This window comes from Mesorhizobium sp. M0991, assembly GCF_040318915.1.
In the GTDB taxonomy this organism is placed as follows: domain Bacteria; phylum Pseudomonadota; class Alphaproteobacteria; order Rhizobiales; family Rhizobiaceae; genus Mesorhizobium.
This window is the reverse complement of sequence record NZ_JAMYNE010000014.1, coordinates 16,205-31,345: the sequence shown is the minus strand read 5'-3', so window position 1 is coordinate 31,345 and position 15,141 is coordinate 16,205. Positions and strand designations below refer to the sequence as shown.

Annotated in this window: 16 protein-coding genes; 4 read left to right on the top strand and 12 right to left on the bottom strand. The window is 62.5% G+C overall.

The window, feature by feature from the left end; all coding sequences use genetic code 11:
* Positions 1-2,889: an EAL domain-containing protein gene (locus NKH70_RS20510; protein WP_292657502.1), complete on the top strand. Its 2,889-nt coding sequence runs from the start codon at positions 1-3 to the stop codon at positions 2,887-2,889.
* A 23-nt stretch (positions 2,890-2,912) separates the two neighbouring features.
* Here NKH70_RS20510 and NKH70_RS20505 read toward each other — a convergent pair whose 3' ends face one another.
* Entirely contained in the window at positions 2,913-3,521 is a 609-nt protein-coding gene (locus NKH70_RS20505; protein WP_292657500.1) for a YqgE/AlgH family protein, read from the bottom strand.
* A 147-nt stretch (positions 3,522-3,668) separates the two neighbouring features.
* On the opposite strand from NKH70_RS20505, the gene NKH70_RS20500 reads away from it, so the two are divergent.
* The 3 genes from NKH70_RS20500 to NKH70_RS20490 all read left to right on the top strand — a co-directional run bounded on the left by NKH70_RS20500 (position 3,669) and on the right by NKH70_RS20490 (position 5,687).
* Positions 3,669-4,475 carry a protein-disulfide reductase DsbD domain-containing protein gene (locus NKH70_RS20500; RefSeq protein ID WP_352716447.1) on the top strand — a complete coding sequence of 269 codons (807 nt, stop codon included), beginning with the start codon at positions 3,669-3,671 and terminating at the stop codon, positions 4,473-4,475.
* Positions 4,476-4,558: 83 nt separating this feature from the next.
* Positions 4,559-5,059 carry a peroxiredoxin gene (locus NKH70_RS20495; protein WP_292657494.1) on the top strand — a complete coding sequence of 167 codons (501 nt, stop codon included), beginning with the start codon at positions 4,559-4,561 and terminating at the stop codon, positions 5,057-5,059.
* 148 nt (positions 5,060-5,207) lie between these two features.
* Entirely contained in the window at positions 5,208-5,687 is a 480-nt protein-coding gene (locus NKH70_RS20490; RefSeq protein ID WP_352716445.1) for a DUF2938 domain-containing protein, read from the top strand.
* A gap of 18 nt (positions 5,688-5,705) precedes the next feature.
* On the opposite strand, the gene rnhA is transcribed toward NKH70_RS20490, so the two are convergent.
* The 11 genes from rnhA to coxB form a co-directional block, all read right to left on the bottom strand.
* On the bottom strand, positions 5,706-6,245 hold the full coding sequence (gene rnhA / locus NKH70_RS20485; protein ID WP_352716443.1) for a ribonuclease HI: 540 nt from the start codon (positions 6,243-6,245) through the stop codon (positions 5,706-5,708).
* Entirely contained in the window at positions 6,242-7,204 is a 963-nt protein-coding gene (locus NKH70_RS20480) for a homoserine kinase (RefSeq protein WP_292657487.1), read from the bottom strand. Before NKH70_RS20480 ends, rnhA begins: the two co-directional genes overlap by 4 nt.
* A 5-nt stretch (positions 7,205-7,209) precedes the next feature.
* Positions 7,210-8,214 carry a 4-hydroxy-3-methylbut-2-enyl diphosphate reductase gene (gene ispH, locus NKH70_RS20475; protein ID WP_292657484.1) on the bottom strand — a complete coding sequence of 335 codons (1,005 nt, stop codon included), beginning with the start codon at positions 8,212-8,214 and terminating at the stop codon, positions 7,210-7,212.
* 107 nt (positions 8,215-8,321) lie between these two features.
* Complete coding sequence (locus NKH70_RS20470) at positions 8,322-9,077, bottom strand: SURF1 family protein (protein ID WP_353025892.1); 756 nt, start codon at positions 9,075-9,077, stop codon at positions 8,322-8,324.
* Positions 9,074-9,460, bottom strand: a complete 387-nt coding sequence (locus NKH70_RS20465) for a DUF983 domain-containing protein (protein ID WP_352463894.1) — start codon at positions 9,458-9,460, stop codon at positions 9,074-9,076. Before NKH70_RS20465 ends, NKH70_RS20470 begins: the two co-directional genes overlap by 4 nt.
* Positions 9,461-9,542: 82 nt before the next feature.
* Entirely contained in the window at positions 9,543-10,424 is an 882-nt protein-coding gene (locus NKH70_RS20460) for a cytochrome c oxidase subunit 3 (protein ID WP_292657474.1), read from the bottom strand.
* Position 10,425: 1 nt separating this feature from the next.
* Positions 10,426-11,058, bottom strand: coding sequence for a cytochrome c oxidase assembly protein (locus NKH70_RS20455; RefSeq protein WP_352489616.1), 633 nt, complete (start codon positions 11,056-11,058; stop codon positions 10,426-10,428).
* Between the two features lie 7 nt (positions 11,059-11,065).
* A complete protein-coding gene (locus NKH70_RS20450; RefSeq protein ID WP_198023516.1) occupies positions 11,066-11,227 on the bottom strand; it encodes a cytochrome c oxidase system small membrane protein in 162 nt (53 codons plus the stop codon).
* A 2-nt stretch (positions 11,228-11,229) separates the two neighbouring features.
* Positions 11,230-12,174, bottom strand: coding sequence for a heme o synthase (locus NKH70_RS20445; RefSeq protein WP_352716439.1), 945 nt, complete (start codon positions 12,172-12,174; stop codon positions 11,230-11,232).
* Positions 12,175-12,249: 75 nt separating this feature from the next.
* Entirely contained in the window at positions 12,250-13,902 is a 1,653-nt protein-coding gene (gene ctaD, locus NKH70_RS20440) for a cytochrome c oxidase subunit I (RefSeq protein WP_292657466.1), read from the bottom strand.
* 38 nt (positions 13,903-13,940) lie between these two features.
* Entirely contained in the window at positions 13,941-14,819 is an 879-nt protein-coding gene (gene coxB, locus NKH70_RS20435) for a cytochrome c oxidase subunit II (protein ID WP_352716437.1), read from the bottom strand.
* Positions 14,820-15,141: the final 322 nt, after the last annotated feature.

The window sequence follows — 15,141 nt, the reverse complement described above, 5'->3', positions numbered from 1 at the left end:
TTGACGAATTTTCTGCGCAACGGGTCGCTGCTTGCCTTTATGCTGGCGGCAATCGTCACGCTCTGCGCGGCATCCTCGGCGTTTGCGGTCGAACCGATCAAGATTGCCCGCGACGACGTGGCGCTCGACCTTTCGGGCGCCGTCGAAATCTACCGCAACCAGGGCGAGAATTTCCAGGTCTCGACGGCACCCGGCCCAGACGGCATCGTACGGCGCATCGAGGTCGAGGCCAATGACGCGCGCTCGACCGGCGACTGGGCGGTGTTCGCGCTCGCTAACACCACCGACCAGCAGCTCGACAGGCTGATTGTCGCACCGCATTTCCGGCTGGTGAATTCCGGCCTGTTCTGGCCGGACCTCGGCTCGACCCGTATCGCCGCGATCACGCCCAGCGAAGGCTTTGCGCTCGACCGCCAGACCAGCCCCGACGCCGACGTGTTCCGGGTGACGCTCAACCCCGGAACGGTGATTACCTTCATCGCCGAACTCGCCTCGCCCAAGCTGCCGCAGGTCTATCTGTGGGACCCTGAATCCTACAAGGACTCGGTCAATTCCTACACGCTGTTTCGTGGCATCGTCATCGGCATCGCCGGCCTGCTGGCGCTGTTCCTGACCATTCTTTTCGTCGTCAAGGGGACCTCGATGTTCCCGGCAACGGCGGCCCTGGCCTGGGCGGTGCTTGCCTATATCTGCGTCGATTTCGGCTTTCTCAACAAGATTATAGAAATCTCGCCGGGCAATGAGCAGATGTGGCGCGCCGGAACGGAGGTGGCGCTTGCGGCGACCTTCGTGGTGTTCCTGTTTGCCTATCTCAACCTCAACCGGTGGCACGGCCATTTCAGCTACGGCGCACTGGTCTGGATTCTCGGGCTGGTGCTGATCGCCGGCGTCGCCATCATCGATCCGGCGGTTGCCGCCGGCATTGCCAGGCTGTCCTTCGCCGCCACCGCGCTGACCGGGCTCGGCCTGATCATCTTCCTCGGCATCCGCGGTTACGACCGCGCCATCATGCTGGTGCCCAGTTGGGTGATGGTTCTGCTATGGCTATGCGGATCGTGGATGGCGATCACAGGCATGCTCGACAACGATATCGCCCAGCCGGCGCTGGGCGGTGGGCTGATCCTCATCATCCTGCTAATCGGCTTCACCGTGATGCAGCACGCTTTTGCCGGCGGCGCCCTGCATCAGGGCCTGTTCTCCGATCTCGAGCGCCAGGCGCTGGCGGTTGCCGGATCGGGCGATACTGTGTGGGACTGGGACGTGCTGCGCGACCGCGTCGTCACTCGTCCCGACGTAAGCATCCAGCTCGGCCTTGCGCCCAACAGCCTCGGCGGCCCAGCCCGCAACTGGCTGCCGGTGCTGCATGCCGACGACCGCGACACGTTTCGTACGACGCTCGACGTCGTGCTCGAGCACCGGCGCGGCCGGGTGTCGCAAAACTTCCGCCTGCGCGGCGCCGACGGGCATTATCACTGGTTTGCGCTGCGCGCCCGGCCGGTGATCGGCTCGGACGGCGAGGTCATCCGCTGCGTCGGCACCATGGTCGACGTGACGGAGCAGAAGAAGTCCGAGGAACGGCTGCTGCATGACGCCGTACATGACAATCTGACCGGCCTGCCTAACCGCGAGCTGTTCATGAACCGGCTGGAGGCGATCATTTCGATCGCCCGCACCGAAGAGAAGGTGCGCCCGACCGTCTTCGTCATCGACATCGACCGCTTCAAGCAGGTCAATGACGGGCTCGGCATCTCGGCCGGCGACACCATCCTTTTGACCATCGCGCGGCGGCTGCACCGGCTGCTCAAGCCGAAGGATTCGCTGTCGCGCTTTGCCGGCGACCAGTTCGCGCTGATGCTTTTGTCGGAGCAGGATCCGGCTCGCATCGCGGCCATTGCCGATGCCATCAAGCACGCCATCAACAACCCGATCACCTTCGCCAAGCGCGAGATCGTGCTGACCGCCTCGATCGGGCTGATCACCTGGACCTCAACCCAGACTTCGGCCGAGGACATGGTCAAGGATGCTGAGCTCGCCATGCATCAAGCCAAGCGCTTCGGCGGCGACAGGATCGAGCCTTTCCGGCCTGCCTTCCGCACGGTCGGCACCGACCGGCTGCAGTTCGAGTCCGACCTGCGGCGCGCCATCGAGCGACGCGAATTCACGCTTGCCTATCAGCCGATCGTACGGCTGGAGGACGGCAGCGTTGCCGGCTTTGAAGCCTTGCTGCGCTGGGACCATCCGCGACGCGGCATGATCCCGCCGGCGGATTTCATCCCGGTCGCCGAAAACTGCGGCCTGATCGTGCAGCTTGGGCTATTCGCCATGCAGCAGGCTGCCGAAGACCTGGCGGGATGGCAAAAGCAGATCGGCGATGCGCCGCTGTCGGTCTCGGTCAATCTGTCCAGCCGTCAGCTCATCCGCCGCGACCTGGTCAGCGACGTCCGCTCGGTGATCGCGCGGGCCAATCTGAAACCGCGCTGCTTCCGGCTCGAACTCACGGAATCGCTGGTGATGGACAATCCCGAGCAGACCGCTCATGTGCTGACCAAGCTAAAGCAGCTTGGCATCGGCCTGTCGCTGGACGATTTCGGCACCGGCTATTCATCGCTGGCCTATCTGACGCGCTTTCCGTTCGACACCATCAAGATCGACAAGAGCTTCGTCGACGACGCGACGCCGAAACGCGCGGTGCTGCTCAAATCCATGGTCAACATGGCGCATGAACTCGGCCTGTCGGTTGTCGCCGAAGGCATTTCGGACGAGAGCGATGCGCTGGAGTTGCGGCAGATGGGCTGCGAATACGTGCAGAGCTTCATGTTCGGCGCGCCGATGCCGGGCGACCAGGTGCTGAAGACGCTGAAGGAACAGTACCCGCTCACTCAAGCGTGACAAGTTTCGGGACGTGATGAGGCTCAGGCGTGACCGGCAGCCAGGCTGAGATGCGCGAGATCGATGCCGATCGAGGCAAGGATCCGGTCGTATTTGCGGTCGATGTCGGCGTCGAACAGAAGCTCGGCACTTGCCGGGCAAGTCAGCCAGCCATTCTCGACGATCTCGTTTTCAAGCTGGCCCGCACCCCAGCCGGCATAACCGAGCGCCATCAGCGCCCGCCGGGGTCCGCGGCCGGAGGAGATGGCGCGCAATATGTCGACGGTCGCGGTCAGGCAGACGTCGTCGGACACGGCGAGCGAGGATTCCACCCGGTAGTCGCCCGAATGCAGGACGAAGCCGCGGCTGCGATCCACCGGTCCGCCATTGCGCACGACGAAGTCGCGCGCCGGCGGTGGCAGGCGGATCGCCTCCATCTCATTCATGATGCCAAGTTGTACGAGCAGGTCCGGAAACAGCATCTGCTGCGTCTGGTTGATGATCAGCCCCATCGCGCCTTCGTCGCTGTGCGCGCAAATGTAGATGACAGAGCGCGTGAAGCGGTCGTCCTTCATGCCGGGCATGGCAATCAGGAACTGGTCGTCGAGAAAGCCGGGTCCTGCGGCCGTCCTTTTATGGCGCAACAAATCCATGGCCACAGCGTAACGCGTTTCCGAAGCGTCGAAAAGATGGGCGGCGCCCGATTTGATCAGGCTCGTAAATCGAAGGTCACGCAAATATGATGCCGGCCGCGTCATGAAATCATTGTGCGGCCATCAACGGACGATCAAATCACCGTCATGCAAAGCTTGAAAATCCTGCTGCTTAGTGTGGCCATTGGATCGGCGACCGGCCTCCCAGCCTCAGCCTCCTCGTCGGCCTGGTACAACAGCGAAGGCGGCAGGGTGCGACTGGTAACGAGCGGCAAAGCCGACGAGGCCGGACGTCTCCAGGGCGTCCTCGACATTGCGCTGAAGCCCGGCTGGAAAACCTATTGGCGCGATCCGGGCGATGCAGGCGTGCCGCCACAGATCGACGTCTCGGCCAGCACCAACATTGCCGACGCGACGCTTTCGTTTCCGCCGCCGCAGCGCCATGACGACGGCTATGGCAAATGGGCCGGCTACGACCACCCGGTTTCGTTGCCGGTGACGTTCACGCTTGCCGCGCCCGGCCAGCCGGCCGTCATCGATGCGGATATCTTCCTCGGCATTTGCGAAACCATCTGCATCCCGGTGCAGACGAGGCTGACCGTCGATCCCGGCGCCGATCCGGACAACGCCGAGGACGCGGCACTGGTCAAGGCAGGCCTTGCCACCCTGCCCGCCACGGCAACGCCCGATTTCGGCATAAACGTACTGCCGGGCGACCACGAAACGCTGATTGTCGAAGCGAGCTTTCCGGGCAGTCCCGAGGCCGCCGACTTCTTCGTTGCCGGCGAACGCGACTACATGTTCGGTGCCCCCGCGCGCAGCGAAAAGGATGGCAAGCTGATCTTTACTGTGCCGATCCTCGACAGGCCGTCGACAACGCCAACCGACGGCGGCCTGCACTACACACTGACAAGTGCCGCTGGCGCGGTCGAAGGCCTGCTGCCTTTTCCGTGATGCCAACGTCTGGACGGTTGCCGGGCGCGCCTTAGTTCGCTATCGCAAGGACACTCCCTTTCCATTCTCAAGCGAGGACCATCATGACGATCTCCGTTGGCGACAAACTGCCCGATGCGACCTTCAAGACAATGACCGCCGACGGTGCAAAGCCGATCACGACGGGCGAGATATTCTCAGGAAAGACGGTCGTGCTGTTTGGGGTTCCAGGCGCTTTCACGCCAACCTGCAGCAACAATCATCTGCCCGGCTACCTGGACAATTACGACGCCATCCTGGCGCGCGGCGTCGACACTATCGCCGTCGTCTCGGTCAACGATGTTCACGTCATGGGGGCTTGGGCCCGCTTCAGCGGCGGTGAAGGCAAAATCCTTTATCTTGCCGATGGCAATGGCGATTTCGCCAAATCGGTCGGCCTCGACGCCGACCTCTCCAGCGGCGGCATGGGGCTGCGCTCGAAGCGTTTTTCGATGATCGTCGACGACGGCAAGGTCACCGCGCTCAATGTCGAGACAAAGCCCGGCGTCGACGAATCCGGTGCGGCTCACATTCTCGGACAGCTTTCCGTCTTGGCGACAGCATAGGCCAGGGACGGCGGCGGGCGCCTTCGAGCGCTCAGCGTCCAAAGGACGCTGACTTTTTGCATTGGCGCATGATCCCTCCGAAAGCCGACCCGGTTTTCGGGGCCATGCGTCGGCGCTTCGGAACTGCTTGCTTTTGGGGACCTCGATTATGTCTGACATCGTCTGGCGCAGCGTCGCGATCGGCATCGGCGCAACCGCGCTTATGGATGTCTGGGCGATTTTCCTGAACAAGGCGTTTGCTCAACCGCGGCCGAACTGGGGGCTGGTCGGCCGCTGGGTCTGGCATCTCAGGGAAGGCAAGGTCTTCCATGACGACATTGGCGAGGCCTCGCCCTACGCGCATGAATCAGTACTTGGCTGGGCCTTTCATTATGCTGTCGGCATCGTCTACGGCATCATACTGGTCGTGCTGGCCGGAACGGCCTGGCTCACCGCGCCGACCTTCCTGCCGGCCTTTATCCTCAGCATGGTCACCGTCGGCGCCGGGTGGTTTCTGCTGGCGCCCGGCATGGGCGCCGGCTGGGCCGCTTCGAAGCGGCCCAATCCGATGCAGGTCCGCGCCCTGAATCTTGTGTCGCATACGGTGTTTGCAATCGGACTGTTCGGCACCGCCCTTCTAATCCGCTGACACGCCAGTTCAACCGGATCAATAACTCTGGGTCGAGCGCCGAACCTTCTTGGCCGCCGATTGCTTGGACTGGGTGCCTTCCTTCGGCGTTACGGACGCGAGCGCGGGTTTCGCCGACTTCGTCTTGAATGGCGCCATGCCGAGCCGCGCCAATTCGTCGGCACGCTCGTTCTCGGGATGGCCGGCATGGCCCTTGACCCAATGCCAGGTGACCTGATGGCGGTTACGCGCTGCGTCGAGCTGCTGCCACAGCTCGGCATTCTTCACCGGCTGCCTGGCGGCCGTCTTCCAGCCGTTGCGCTTCCAGCCGTCGATCCAGCTGAAAATACCGTCCTTGACATAGTTGCTGTCGGTATAAAGGTCGACGACGCAAGGTTCCTTGAGCGCATTGAGAGCCGAGATGGCGGCCAACAGCTCCATGCGGTTGTTGGTGGTCAGAGCCTCGCCACCGTGGAGTTCCTTGATGGCGCCGTTGAAGCGCAGGATTGCGCCCCAGCCGCCAGGCCCGGGATTGCCCGAACAGGCACCATCGGTGAAGATTTCAACGCGCTTGGTCATGTCAGTCCATATTCGGAAGGAGAGTTGATCGCCCGGTGGAAGCGCATCCGGCGAATATACTCGGTCGGGTCGCGTTTCATCACCAGCCCGCCGTCCGGAACCGTCAGCCAGTCGTAGAGCCGGGTCAGCATGAAGCGCAGCGCCGAGCCGCGCGCCAGCATCGGCAGCGCAGCTTTCTCGTCACCGCTCAACGGCCGCACGCCTTGGTAGCCGGCAAGCAGCGCCGTGCCCTTGGTCAGATTGAAGGAAAAATCCTTCTCGAAGCACCAGGCGTTCAGGCACGTGGCAACGTCATAAGCGTAGAGGTCGTTGCAGGCGAAATAGAAGTCGATCAGCCCGGACAGTTTCTCGCCGAGGAAGAACACATTGTCCGGGAAAAGATCGGCATGGATGATGCCCTGCGGCAGACCGTTCGGCCAGTTTCGCTCGAAATCGGCGAAATCGGCATCGACCTCGGCCGCCAGTCCCGGCTCGACCTCGTCGGCGCGGGCGCGGGCGGCATTCCACAGCTTGCGCCAGCCATCGATGGCAAGGGCGTTGGGGCGGGTCATCGGAAAATCCGCGCCGGCGAGATGCAGTGCCGCCAGCGCCTTGCCGACCTCGCCGCAATGCGCAGCCGTCGGCCGCCGCAGCGACAGGCCTTCGAGAAAGGTGATAATGACCGCCGGCCGGCCGGCAAGTGTTCCGATCACACCGCCATCATGTGCGGTGACCGGGAGCGGGCACGAAATGCCCTTTCTGGCGAGGTGGGCCATGAGGCCGAGAAAGAACGGCAGGTCAGCCTTGTCGACGCGCTTCTCGTAAAGCGTCAGGATGTAGGAGCCGCTGCTGGTGTGCAGTAAAAAATTCGAGTTTTCGGTGCCTTCGGCGATGCCCTTGTAGGACAAGAGATCGCCGACCGGATAGTTGCTGAGGAACGCGCCGAGCTCGCCCTCATTGACGTCGGTGTAGACCGCCATCGTGGCTACGCAGCCCCGTTGACGAAGGCCATGTCGGCAGCCGTCAGTTCGACATCGCGCAACACCCGCATCACCGGAAAATCCTCCGTCTCCGTCGCCGTCACGGCCAGCTCGATGGTCACGTCGAAGCGCTGCCTGAACGCATCGACGATCTCGTCGACGATGATCTCCGGCGCCGAAGCGCCCGCCGACAGGCCGAGCGTCGAGATGCCGACAATGTCATTCCACGGAATTTCGGAGGCGCGCTGCACGAGAAGCGACATCGAGGCGCCGGCGCGCTCGGCCACTTCGACCAGGCGCCGCGAGTTGGAGGAGTTAGGTGCGCCGACAACCAGGAAGAGATCGGCGCCGGCCGCTGTCTCCTTGACCGCTTCCTGGCGATTGGTGGTGGCATAACAGATCGATTCCGCCGCCGGCGCGTGCAGCTCGGGAAAACGTTGCTGCAGCGCGCGGATGATACCGGCGGTGTCCTCGACTGACAGCGTCGTCTGGGTCACGAAGCCGAGCGCTTGCGGGTCTGCAGGCACGAAGCTTGCGGCGTCGGCTTCGGTCTCGATCAGAGTGACCGCGCCGTCCGGCAACTGGCCCATTGTGCCGATCACCTCCGGATGCCCGGCATGGCCGATCAAAAGCACGTGGCGGCCCAGCCGCTGATGGCGCATTGCCTGCTTGTGGACTTTCGAGACCAGCGGGCAAGTCGCGTCGAGATAGAATAGGTTGCGGGACCGGGCGTCGGCCGGCACCGATTTCGGCACGCCATGCGCCGAAAAGACGACCGGGCTCTGGCGATGCTCGGGCGGGATCTCGGAGAGCTCCTCGATGAACACCGCGCCGAGGCTTTGCAGCCCTTCGACGACGTAGCGGTTGTGCACGATCTCGTGGCGGACATAAACCGGCGCGCCGTATTTCTTCAGCGCCAGCACGACGATCTGGATCGCACGGTCAACGCCCGCACAGAAACCGCGCGGCTGGCAGAGCCGGATGGTCAGCGGTGGCTTTGTGTGAAGCATGATTGCATCTTACGCTGATTGTAGGCCGGTTGATCGGACTATGACTTCTGAGCTCAAGGCGCGAAATGAGGTGTGCGGCCCTGCCCTGTCAAGGGTAGTGGCGGCGATCATTGGTCTTTCGCCGGGCGGCGGAGCCAGGAGATCAGGACGCCGGCAAGGGCGGCGGCAAGGCCGTACCAGGTTATCGCATATTGCAGATGGCTGTTCGGCAGGTCGATGACGGTGACACCGCCAACCGGCAGCCCGCCGGGGTTGGCCGTGGCGTTCGCATCGATGAAGATCGGCACCAGCGCCGCTCCTGCTGGCAAGCCGGCGCTCGAGGCCATCGCGTCACGATCTTTCCAGTAGAAGATGTTCTTCTGCGGATCATTGTCGGGAAGCATCATCGAGGGCTTGGCCGGCAGTGGGTTGCGGGCGAGCCCCGTCACCGTCACTTCGCCCGTTACCTGCCCCTGCGGCCGCTTGGCTGGGTCCTTGAAATCGTAAGGCACGAAGCCGCGGTTGATCAGTACGAAACGGCCATCGTCGAGCTGCAGCAGCGTGAAGACATCGAAACCGGACTGGCCTTCCCAGGTGGCGAGGAAATGCCGCTCGCCTTGATGCAGGAAAGTGCCGGTCACCGTTGCCGGCGTGTAGTCCACGTCGCTAGTGGCAGCAAACCGCTTTTCGACCTCGGCCAATGGCACAGGCGCCGAATGCGTCCGCTGGTCTATCGTCTGGAGAAGGCCCTCTTTCCAGTGCAGGCGCTGAACCTGCCAGGTGCCGAGCGCCAGCAGTATCAAAAACACGACGATACCCAGGCCGAGCGCCAATGCGCGCTTCGGCCGCGACCGGCCGGCCACCAAACCTGATGCCTCGCTCATTCGCCGCGGTCCAGCCGGCCCTCGGCCGCCTTGTTGCGGTATTGCAGCGTCAGCAGGACGCCCTTGATCAACCGGAGCGCCGCCAGGCAAAGCACCAGCGTCAGCGGAATCCACAGCAGCAGATGCAGCCAGAGCGGCGGATTGAGCGTCACCTCCATCCACAGCGCCAGACCGACGACGATGAAGCCGATGATCAGGATAACGAACACCGCCGGCCCGTCGCCGGCATCGGCGAAGGAATAATCGAGGCCGCAATTGGTGCAGCGATTGCCGACCGTGAGGAACCCAGAGAACAGTCTGCCCTCGCCGCAGCGGGGGCAGCGGCCATGCAGGCCGGCCGAGATCGGATCGATTGGTGGCCAGATCGCCTTGTCGTCGCTCATGAGGTCATCCTAGGAGCATTTGCCACAAAAGATAAGGCGGCCACGTCGCCGCAGCCGCCTTGTCGATTTCCTCAGCTCGATCTCAGTGTGGTTCGATCATCGCGCCGTTCGATGCCCAGACGTAGATCGAGGCAAACAGGAACAGCCACACCACGTCGACGAAGTGCCAGTACCAGGCGGCGGCCTCGAAGCCGAAATGCTGCTTGGGCGTGAAGTCGCCCTTCATGGCGCGGATCAGGCAGACCAGCAGGAAGATCGTGCCGATGATGACGTGGAAACCATGGAAGCCGGTCGCCATGAAGAAGGTGGCGCCGTAGATTGAATCCCTGAAGCCGAACGGCGCGTGCATGTACTCGTAGGCCTGCACCATGGTGAACAGCATGCCGAGGCCGACGGTCAGCACCAAGCCATTGATCAGACCTTTGCGGTCGCCGTGGATGAGCGAGTGGTGCGCCCAGGTCACCGTGGTGCCCGACAGAAGCAGGATGACGGTGTTGTAAAGCGGCAGATGGAAGGGGTCGAGAACTTCGAGGCCCTTGGGTGGCCAGACGCCGCCGGTGAAGGCGGTACGGGCGTATTGATGGACCTCGCCCGGAAACAGGCTGGCGTCGAAGAAGGCCCAGAACCAGGCGACGAAGAACATCACCTCGGAGGCGATGAACATGATCATGCCGTAGCGCAGATGCAGCGACACGACACGGGTGTGGTGTCCCTCATGCGCTTCCTTGATCGTATCCGACCACCAGGCGAACATCGTGTAGATGACGATCAGCAGGCCGATGAAGAACAGCCATGGGTTGGCGATGTTGAAACCGAAGATCGGGAAATCGCCGCCCTTGAGATATTGCATGTAACAGACACCGCCGAGCGCGGTCACCAGCGCCCCGACGGAGCCCAGGAAAGGCCACGGGCTCGGGTCGACGAGGTGGTAGTCATGTTGTGGTTTTGCGTGTGCGTCTGCCATATCAACCCCCGAGGCTTGCTTCGGTATCTGAAATCTTGTTGCGGCGGCCGTCGGCCGGCACCGATGATGCGACCGGCTTGGTCTTGTCGACCGGGAACATCGTGTAGGACAGGGTAATCGTCTTCAAATCCTTCAGTTCCGGCGCGTTGACGATGTCGGGATCGACATAGAACACGACCGGCATGTCCAGTGTCTCGCCCGGCTTCAGCGTCGTGTCGGTGAAGCAGAAACACTCGACCTTGTTGAAGTAAGGTCCGGCCAGTTCCGGCTGCACGTTGAAGGTGGCACGTCCGGTGATGGGCCGGCTGAATTTGTTGGTCGCGCTGAAATGCGCCTCGGCGGTCTCGCCGATCTTGATGGTGATCGAGCGGGCGACCGGCTGGAATTGCCAGGGAACGCCGACGGTGTTGGCATCGAAGCGGATGGTGATGTCGCGGTCGAGCACCCGATCGGCATATTGCTGGGTCGCCCGTTTGACGGTGCCGCCGTAGCCTGTCGCCTGGCAGAACATCGCATAAAGCGGCACCGCGGCGTAGGCCATGCCGATCATGCCACCGAAGAACGCGATGCAGACGCCGGCGACGACGCGGTTCGTATTTTTCTTCGTAGGATCGGTGACTGTTTGCCTGGTCATCGTCAGCTCACATCGAGCCGGGGAAACTGTGACCAAATTTCACGATGGTCGCGACGTAGAATATGACGACCAGCGCCGCCAGCGCGAAACCGATTGCGGCCGAGCGATTGCGGCGGGCCTTCTGCTGACGTTCGGTCAGCGTGACCAGTTCAAGCTTTTTTTCGGCCATGCTCACGCCCCACCGATGGTCAGCGCGCGCGCGACGACGCAATCGCCAAGGTAGGCGGCAAAGATGGCGAAGAGATAGAGCAGCGAATAGCCAAACAAGGCCTTGGCCGGCTTCATCGCCCGGTCGTCATCGGCCATTTGCAGCACCTTCCACGCATACCAGACGAAGCCGCCGCCGAGCAGCAATGCAACGACGCCATAGGCCGGCGTGGTGAAGCCGAGAACCCAGGGCAGCACGCCAACCGGCGCGAGGACCAGCGCATAGCCAAAGATCTGGCGCCTGGTCGAGGCCTGGCCGGCGACATTCGGCATCATCGGAATGCCTGCCTTCGCATAGTCCTCCGACTTGAAGAGCGCGAGCGCCCAGAAATGCGGCGGCGTCCACAGGAAAATGATCAGGAACAGCACCAAGCTTTCGAGGCTGACCGATCCGGTTACCGCCACCCAGCCGATGACCGGCGGAACGGCACCGGCAGCACCGCCGATGACGATGTTCTGCGGCGTCCAGCGCTTCAGCCACATCGTATAGATGACGGCATAGAAAAAGATGGTGAAGGCCAGCAGCGATGCGGCCAACCAGTTGACCAGCACGCCGAGCGTCATCACCGATAAAACCGACAGCACCAACCCGAAACTCAATGCCTCGCCTGGCCGGATGCGGCCGGCCGGCACGGGACGGCCGGCGGTGCGCGTCATCACCGCATCGATGTCTGCGTCGTACCACATGTTGAGCGCACCGGACGCGCCAGCACCAATGGCAATAGCCAGGATCGCGATCACCGCCAGCAGCGGATTGATGGTCACCGGGGCGGCGACCATGCCGACAAACGCGGTGAACACCACCAGCGACATGACGCGCGGCTTCAGCAGGGCGAAGAAATCGCCCGCCGTCGCTTCCGACATGCGGAAGCCCGGCTCGTCAATCAGTCTGTCTTCGGCAAGGGCCATGCGTACTTAAAGTCCATCATTCCGTTGGCCAAAACCGCCTGTCGGCCGGCGGTTCCGTATTAAGGAGGCAACCGCCTACTTGATCTTCGGCAACTGTTCCCACTGGTGGAACGGCGGCGGCGAAGGCAGCTGCCATTCCAGCGTGGTCGCACCCTCGCCCCAAGGATTGGCGCCGGCGACCCGCTTCTTCTGGAACGCCTCGAAGACGCCGAACAGGAAGATGACGACGCCGACAGCCGAGATGTACGAGCCGTAGGACGACACCATATTCCAGCCGGCGAAGGCATCGGGATAGTCGATATAGCGACGCGGCATACCGGAAAGGCCGAGGAAGTGCTGCGGGAAAAAGACCAGGTTGACGCCGACGAAAGTGACCCAGAAGTGGGTGTTCGCGATCACGGGTGAGTACATGTAGCCGGTCATTTTCGGGAACCAGTAGTACCAGCCGGCGAAGATCGCGAAGACCGCGCCCAGCGACAGCACGTAGTGGAAGTGCGCGACCACGAAGTAGGTGTCGTGCAGCGGGCGGTCGAGGCCGGCATTGGCCAGCTGCACGCCGGTGACGCCGCCAACAGTGAACAGGAAGATGAAGCCGATCGCCCACAGCATCGGGGTCTTGAGCGAAATCGACCCGCCCCACATAGTGGCGATCCACGAGAAGATCTTCACGCCCGTCGGCACCGCGATGACCATGGTGGCAAAGACGAAATAGCGCTGGGTGTCGAGCGACAGGCCCGTCGTGTACATGTGGTGGGCCCAGACGATGAAGCCCACCGCGCCGATGGCAACCATCGCATAGGCCATGCCGAGATAGCCGAACACCGGCTTCCTCGAAAAGGTCGAGATGATGTGGCTAATGATCCCGAAACCCGGCAGGATCAGAATGTAGACCTCCGGATGGCCGAAGAACCAGAACAGGTGCTGGAACAGGATCGGATCGCCGCCGCCGTCCGGGGCGAAGAACGTGGTGCCGAAATTGCGGTCGGTCAAAAGCATGGTGATGCCGCCGGCCAACACCGGAAGCGACAGAAGCAGCAGGAAGGCGGTGATCAACACCGACCAAGCGAACAGCGGCATCTTGTGCATGGTCATGCCGGGCGCGCGCATGTTGAAGATGGTGGTGATGAAGTTGATGGCGCCAAGAATCGAGGAGGCGCCGGCGATGTGGATTGAAAGGATCGCCAGGTCCATGGCCGGTCCGGGCTGGCCCGATGTCGACAGCGGCGGATAAAGCGTCCAGCCGCCGCCGACGCCGTAGGCGCCGGGCGCGCTCGGGACGAAGGCCGAGAAAATCAGCAGGATGAAAGCCGGCGGCAGCAGCCAGAACGACACGTTGTTCATGCGCGGGAACGCCATATCCGGCGCGCCGATCATGATCGGCACCATCCAGTTGGCAAAGCCGCCGATCAGCGCCGGCATTACCATGAAGAAGATCATGATCAGCGCATGCGCGGTGGTGAAAGCATTGTACATGCTCTTGCCGCCGTCGATGGCGGCGTCACCGTTCATGCCGTAGACCATCTGCGCCAAGCCAGTGAATATCTGGATGCCCGGCTCCTGCAATTCCATGCGCATGACGACCGACAAGGCGCCACCGATGCAGCCCGCCATGATCGCGAAGATCAGATAAAGCGTACCGATGTCCTTGTGGTTGGTCGAATACACCCACCGGACCCAGCCATGATACGGCTTGTGGTCGTGGTCGTCGTGAGCTGCAGCGTCTGCCATGGTCGGCTCCGTTCCCTGAATCTTTTCTGGTCGCGGCATCAGTTGCCGGCGGCCGCTACCTTGTTCGTGCCATCGACCTCGGCCATCAGCGCCTTGTTGGCGCCGGGAAGGTCGGTCTTGGCTGCCGCCAGCCAGGTCTTGTATCGCGCATCGGAGACGACGCGAATGGCGATCGGCATGAAGGCGTGGTCCTTGCCGCAGAGTTCCGAGCACTGGCCGTAATAGAGGCCTTCCTTGTCGGCCTTGAACCACACCTCGTTGATGCGGCCCGGCACCGCGTCGGTCTTGATGCCGAAGGAAGGCATGGCAAAGGCGTGAATGACGTCGGTCGCCGTCACCAGTACGCGGGTCATGGTGTTGACCGGCACCACCATCTCATTGTCGACGGCGAGCAGGCGCGGATAAGCGGCGCGATCTTCCTTGCCGGCAGCAGCCCTGTCGGCATCCTGAAGGATCGCGGAATTGAAGGAAAGCGTGTTGTCGACCTGATATTCGTAATCCCAGTTCCACTGATTGCCCGTCGCCTTGACGGTCAGCTTGGCTTCTTCCGGCGGCGTGTATTGCGCGGTCAGCAGCTGGAACGAGGGAATGGCGAGACAGAGCAGGATGACGACGGGACCGACAGTCCAGATGACCTCGATCAGCGTGTTGTGGCTGGTGCGCGACGGGGTCGGGTTGACGCTCGCCCGGAACCGCAAAATGCAGTAGGCGATCAGGAAAAGCACCAAGGCGGTGATCACAATGATGAACGCGAACGAGTAGTTCCCGAACCACTCGATCTGCCTCATAATGTCGGTCGCCGGAGGCTGAAAACTGGTTTCCCAAGGTTGGGGCTGGGCTGCATGAGCGGATGCAGCGGCAAACAACGTGGCGGCGGCACTAGCTACGATTTTGGCGGTTGCCAGGAATTTTCTCATCGCCCTCGTCATCTCCCAGTTCCTCGCGATCGGACCGCAAGAATGTCGAACAATGCCGGGACGGGAATCCCGGACAATTCAAGGCTGGTTCAAACCATACTCTATTTGCCTCCGCAAGAAAGGAGCGCCGGAACCCGTGCGGCATTTTTGCGCGCAAGCGTGGCGCTGGCATCCTGCGGTGACGGCTCGCCGCGAATCACCGAAGCGGCGTCCGGGTAGAATGAGCCGCGCGGCGCGCGGAACAGTCGCAATTAGGGCGAAATTCGCACTGAAAAGCGCATTGTCGCCTATGTCGGGGCAGATCGCCGGGGTCTCGTCCTTT

What these genes read in the sequence shown, in the direction of transcription:
- NKH70_RS20505 (WP_292657500.1), bottom strand. Translation starts at nt 3,521, where the DNA reads ATGGATTTGTTGCGCCATAAAAGGACGGCCGCAGGACCCGGCTTTCTC.
- NKH70_RS20500 (WP_352716447.1), top strand. Translation starts at nt 3,669, where the DNA reads ATGCAAAGCTTGAAAATCCTGCTGCTTAGTGTGGCCATTGGATCGGCG.
- NKH70_RS20495 (WP_292657494.1), top strand. Translation starts at nt 4,559, where the DNA reads ATGACGATCTCCGTTGGCGACAAACTGCCCGATGCGACCTTCAAGACA.
- NKH70_RS20490 (WP_352716445.1), top strand. Translation starts at nt 5,208, where the DNA reads ATGTCTGACATCGTCTGGCGCAGCGTCGCGATCGGCATCGGCGCAACC.
- rnhA (WP_352716443.1), bottom strand. Translation starts at nt 6,245, where the DNA reads ATGACCAAGCGCGTTGAAATCTTCACCGATGGTGCCTGTTCGGGCAAT.
- NKH70_RS20480 (WP_292657487.1), bottom strand. Translation starts at nt 7,204, where the DNA reads ATGGCGGTCTACACCGACGTCAATGAGGGCGAGCTCGGCGCGTTCCTC.
- ispH (WP_292657484.1), bottom strand. Translation starts at nt 8,214, where the DNA reads ATGCTTCACACAAAGCCACCGCTGACCATCCGGCTCTGCCAGCCGCGC.
- NKH70_RS20470 (WP_353025892.1), bottom strand. Translation starts at nt 9,077, where the DNA reads ATGAGCGAGGCATCAGGTTTGGTGGCCGGCCGGTCGCGGCCGAAGCGC.
- NKH70_RS20465 (WP_352463894.1), bottom strand. Translation starts at nt 9,460, where the DNA reads ATGAGCGACGACAAGGCGATCTGGCCACCAATCGATCCGATCTCGGCC.
- NKH70_RS20460 (WP_292657474.1), bottom strand. Translation starts at nt 10,424, where the DNA reads ATGGCAGACGCACACGCAAAACCACAACATGACTACCACCTCGTCGAC.
- NKH70_RS20455 (WP_352489616.1), bottom strand. Translation starts at nt 11,058, where the DNA reads ATGACCAGGCAAACAGTCACCGATCCTACGAAGAAAAATACGAACCGC.
- NKH70_RS20450 (WP_198023516.1), bottom strand. Translation starts at nt 11,227, where the DNA reads ATGGCCGAAAAAAAGCTTGAACTGGTCACGCTGACCGAACGTCAGCAG.
- NKH70_RS20445 (WP_352716439.1), bottom strand. Translation starts at nt 12,174, where the DNA reads ATGGCCCTTGCCGAAGACAGACTGATTGACGAGCCGGGCTTCCGCATG.
- ctaD (WP_292657466.1), bottom strand. Translation starts at nt 13,902, where the DNA reads ATGGCAGACGCTGCAGCTCACGACGACCACGACCACAAGCCGTATCAT.
- coxB (WP_352716437.1), bottom strand. Translation starts at nt 14,819, where the DNA reads ATGAGAAAATTCCTGGCAACCGCCAAAATCGTAGCTAGTGCCGCCGCC.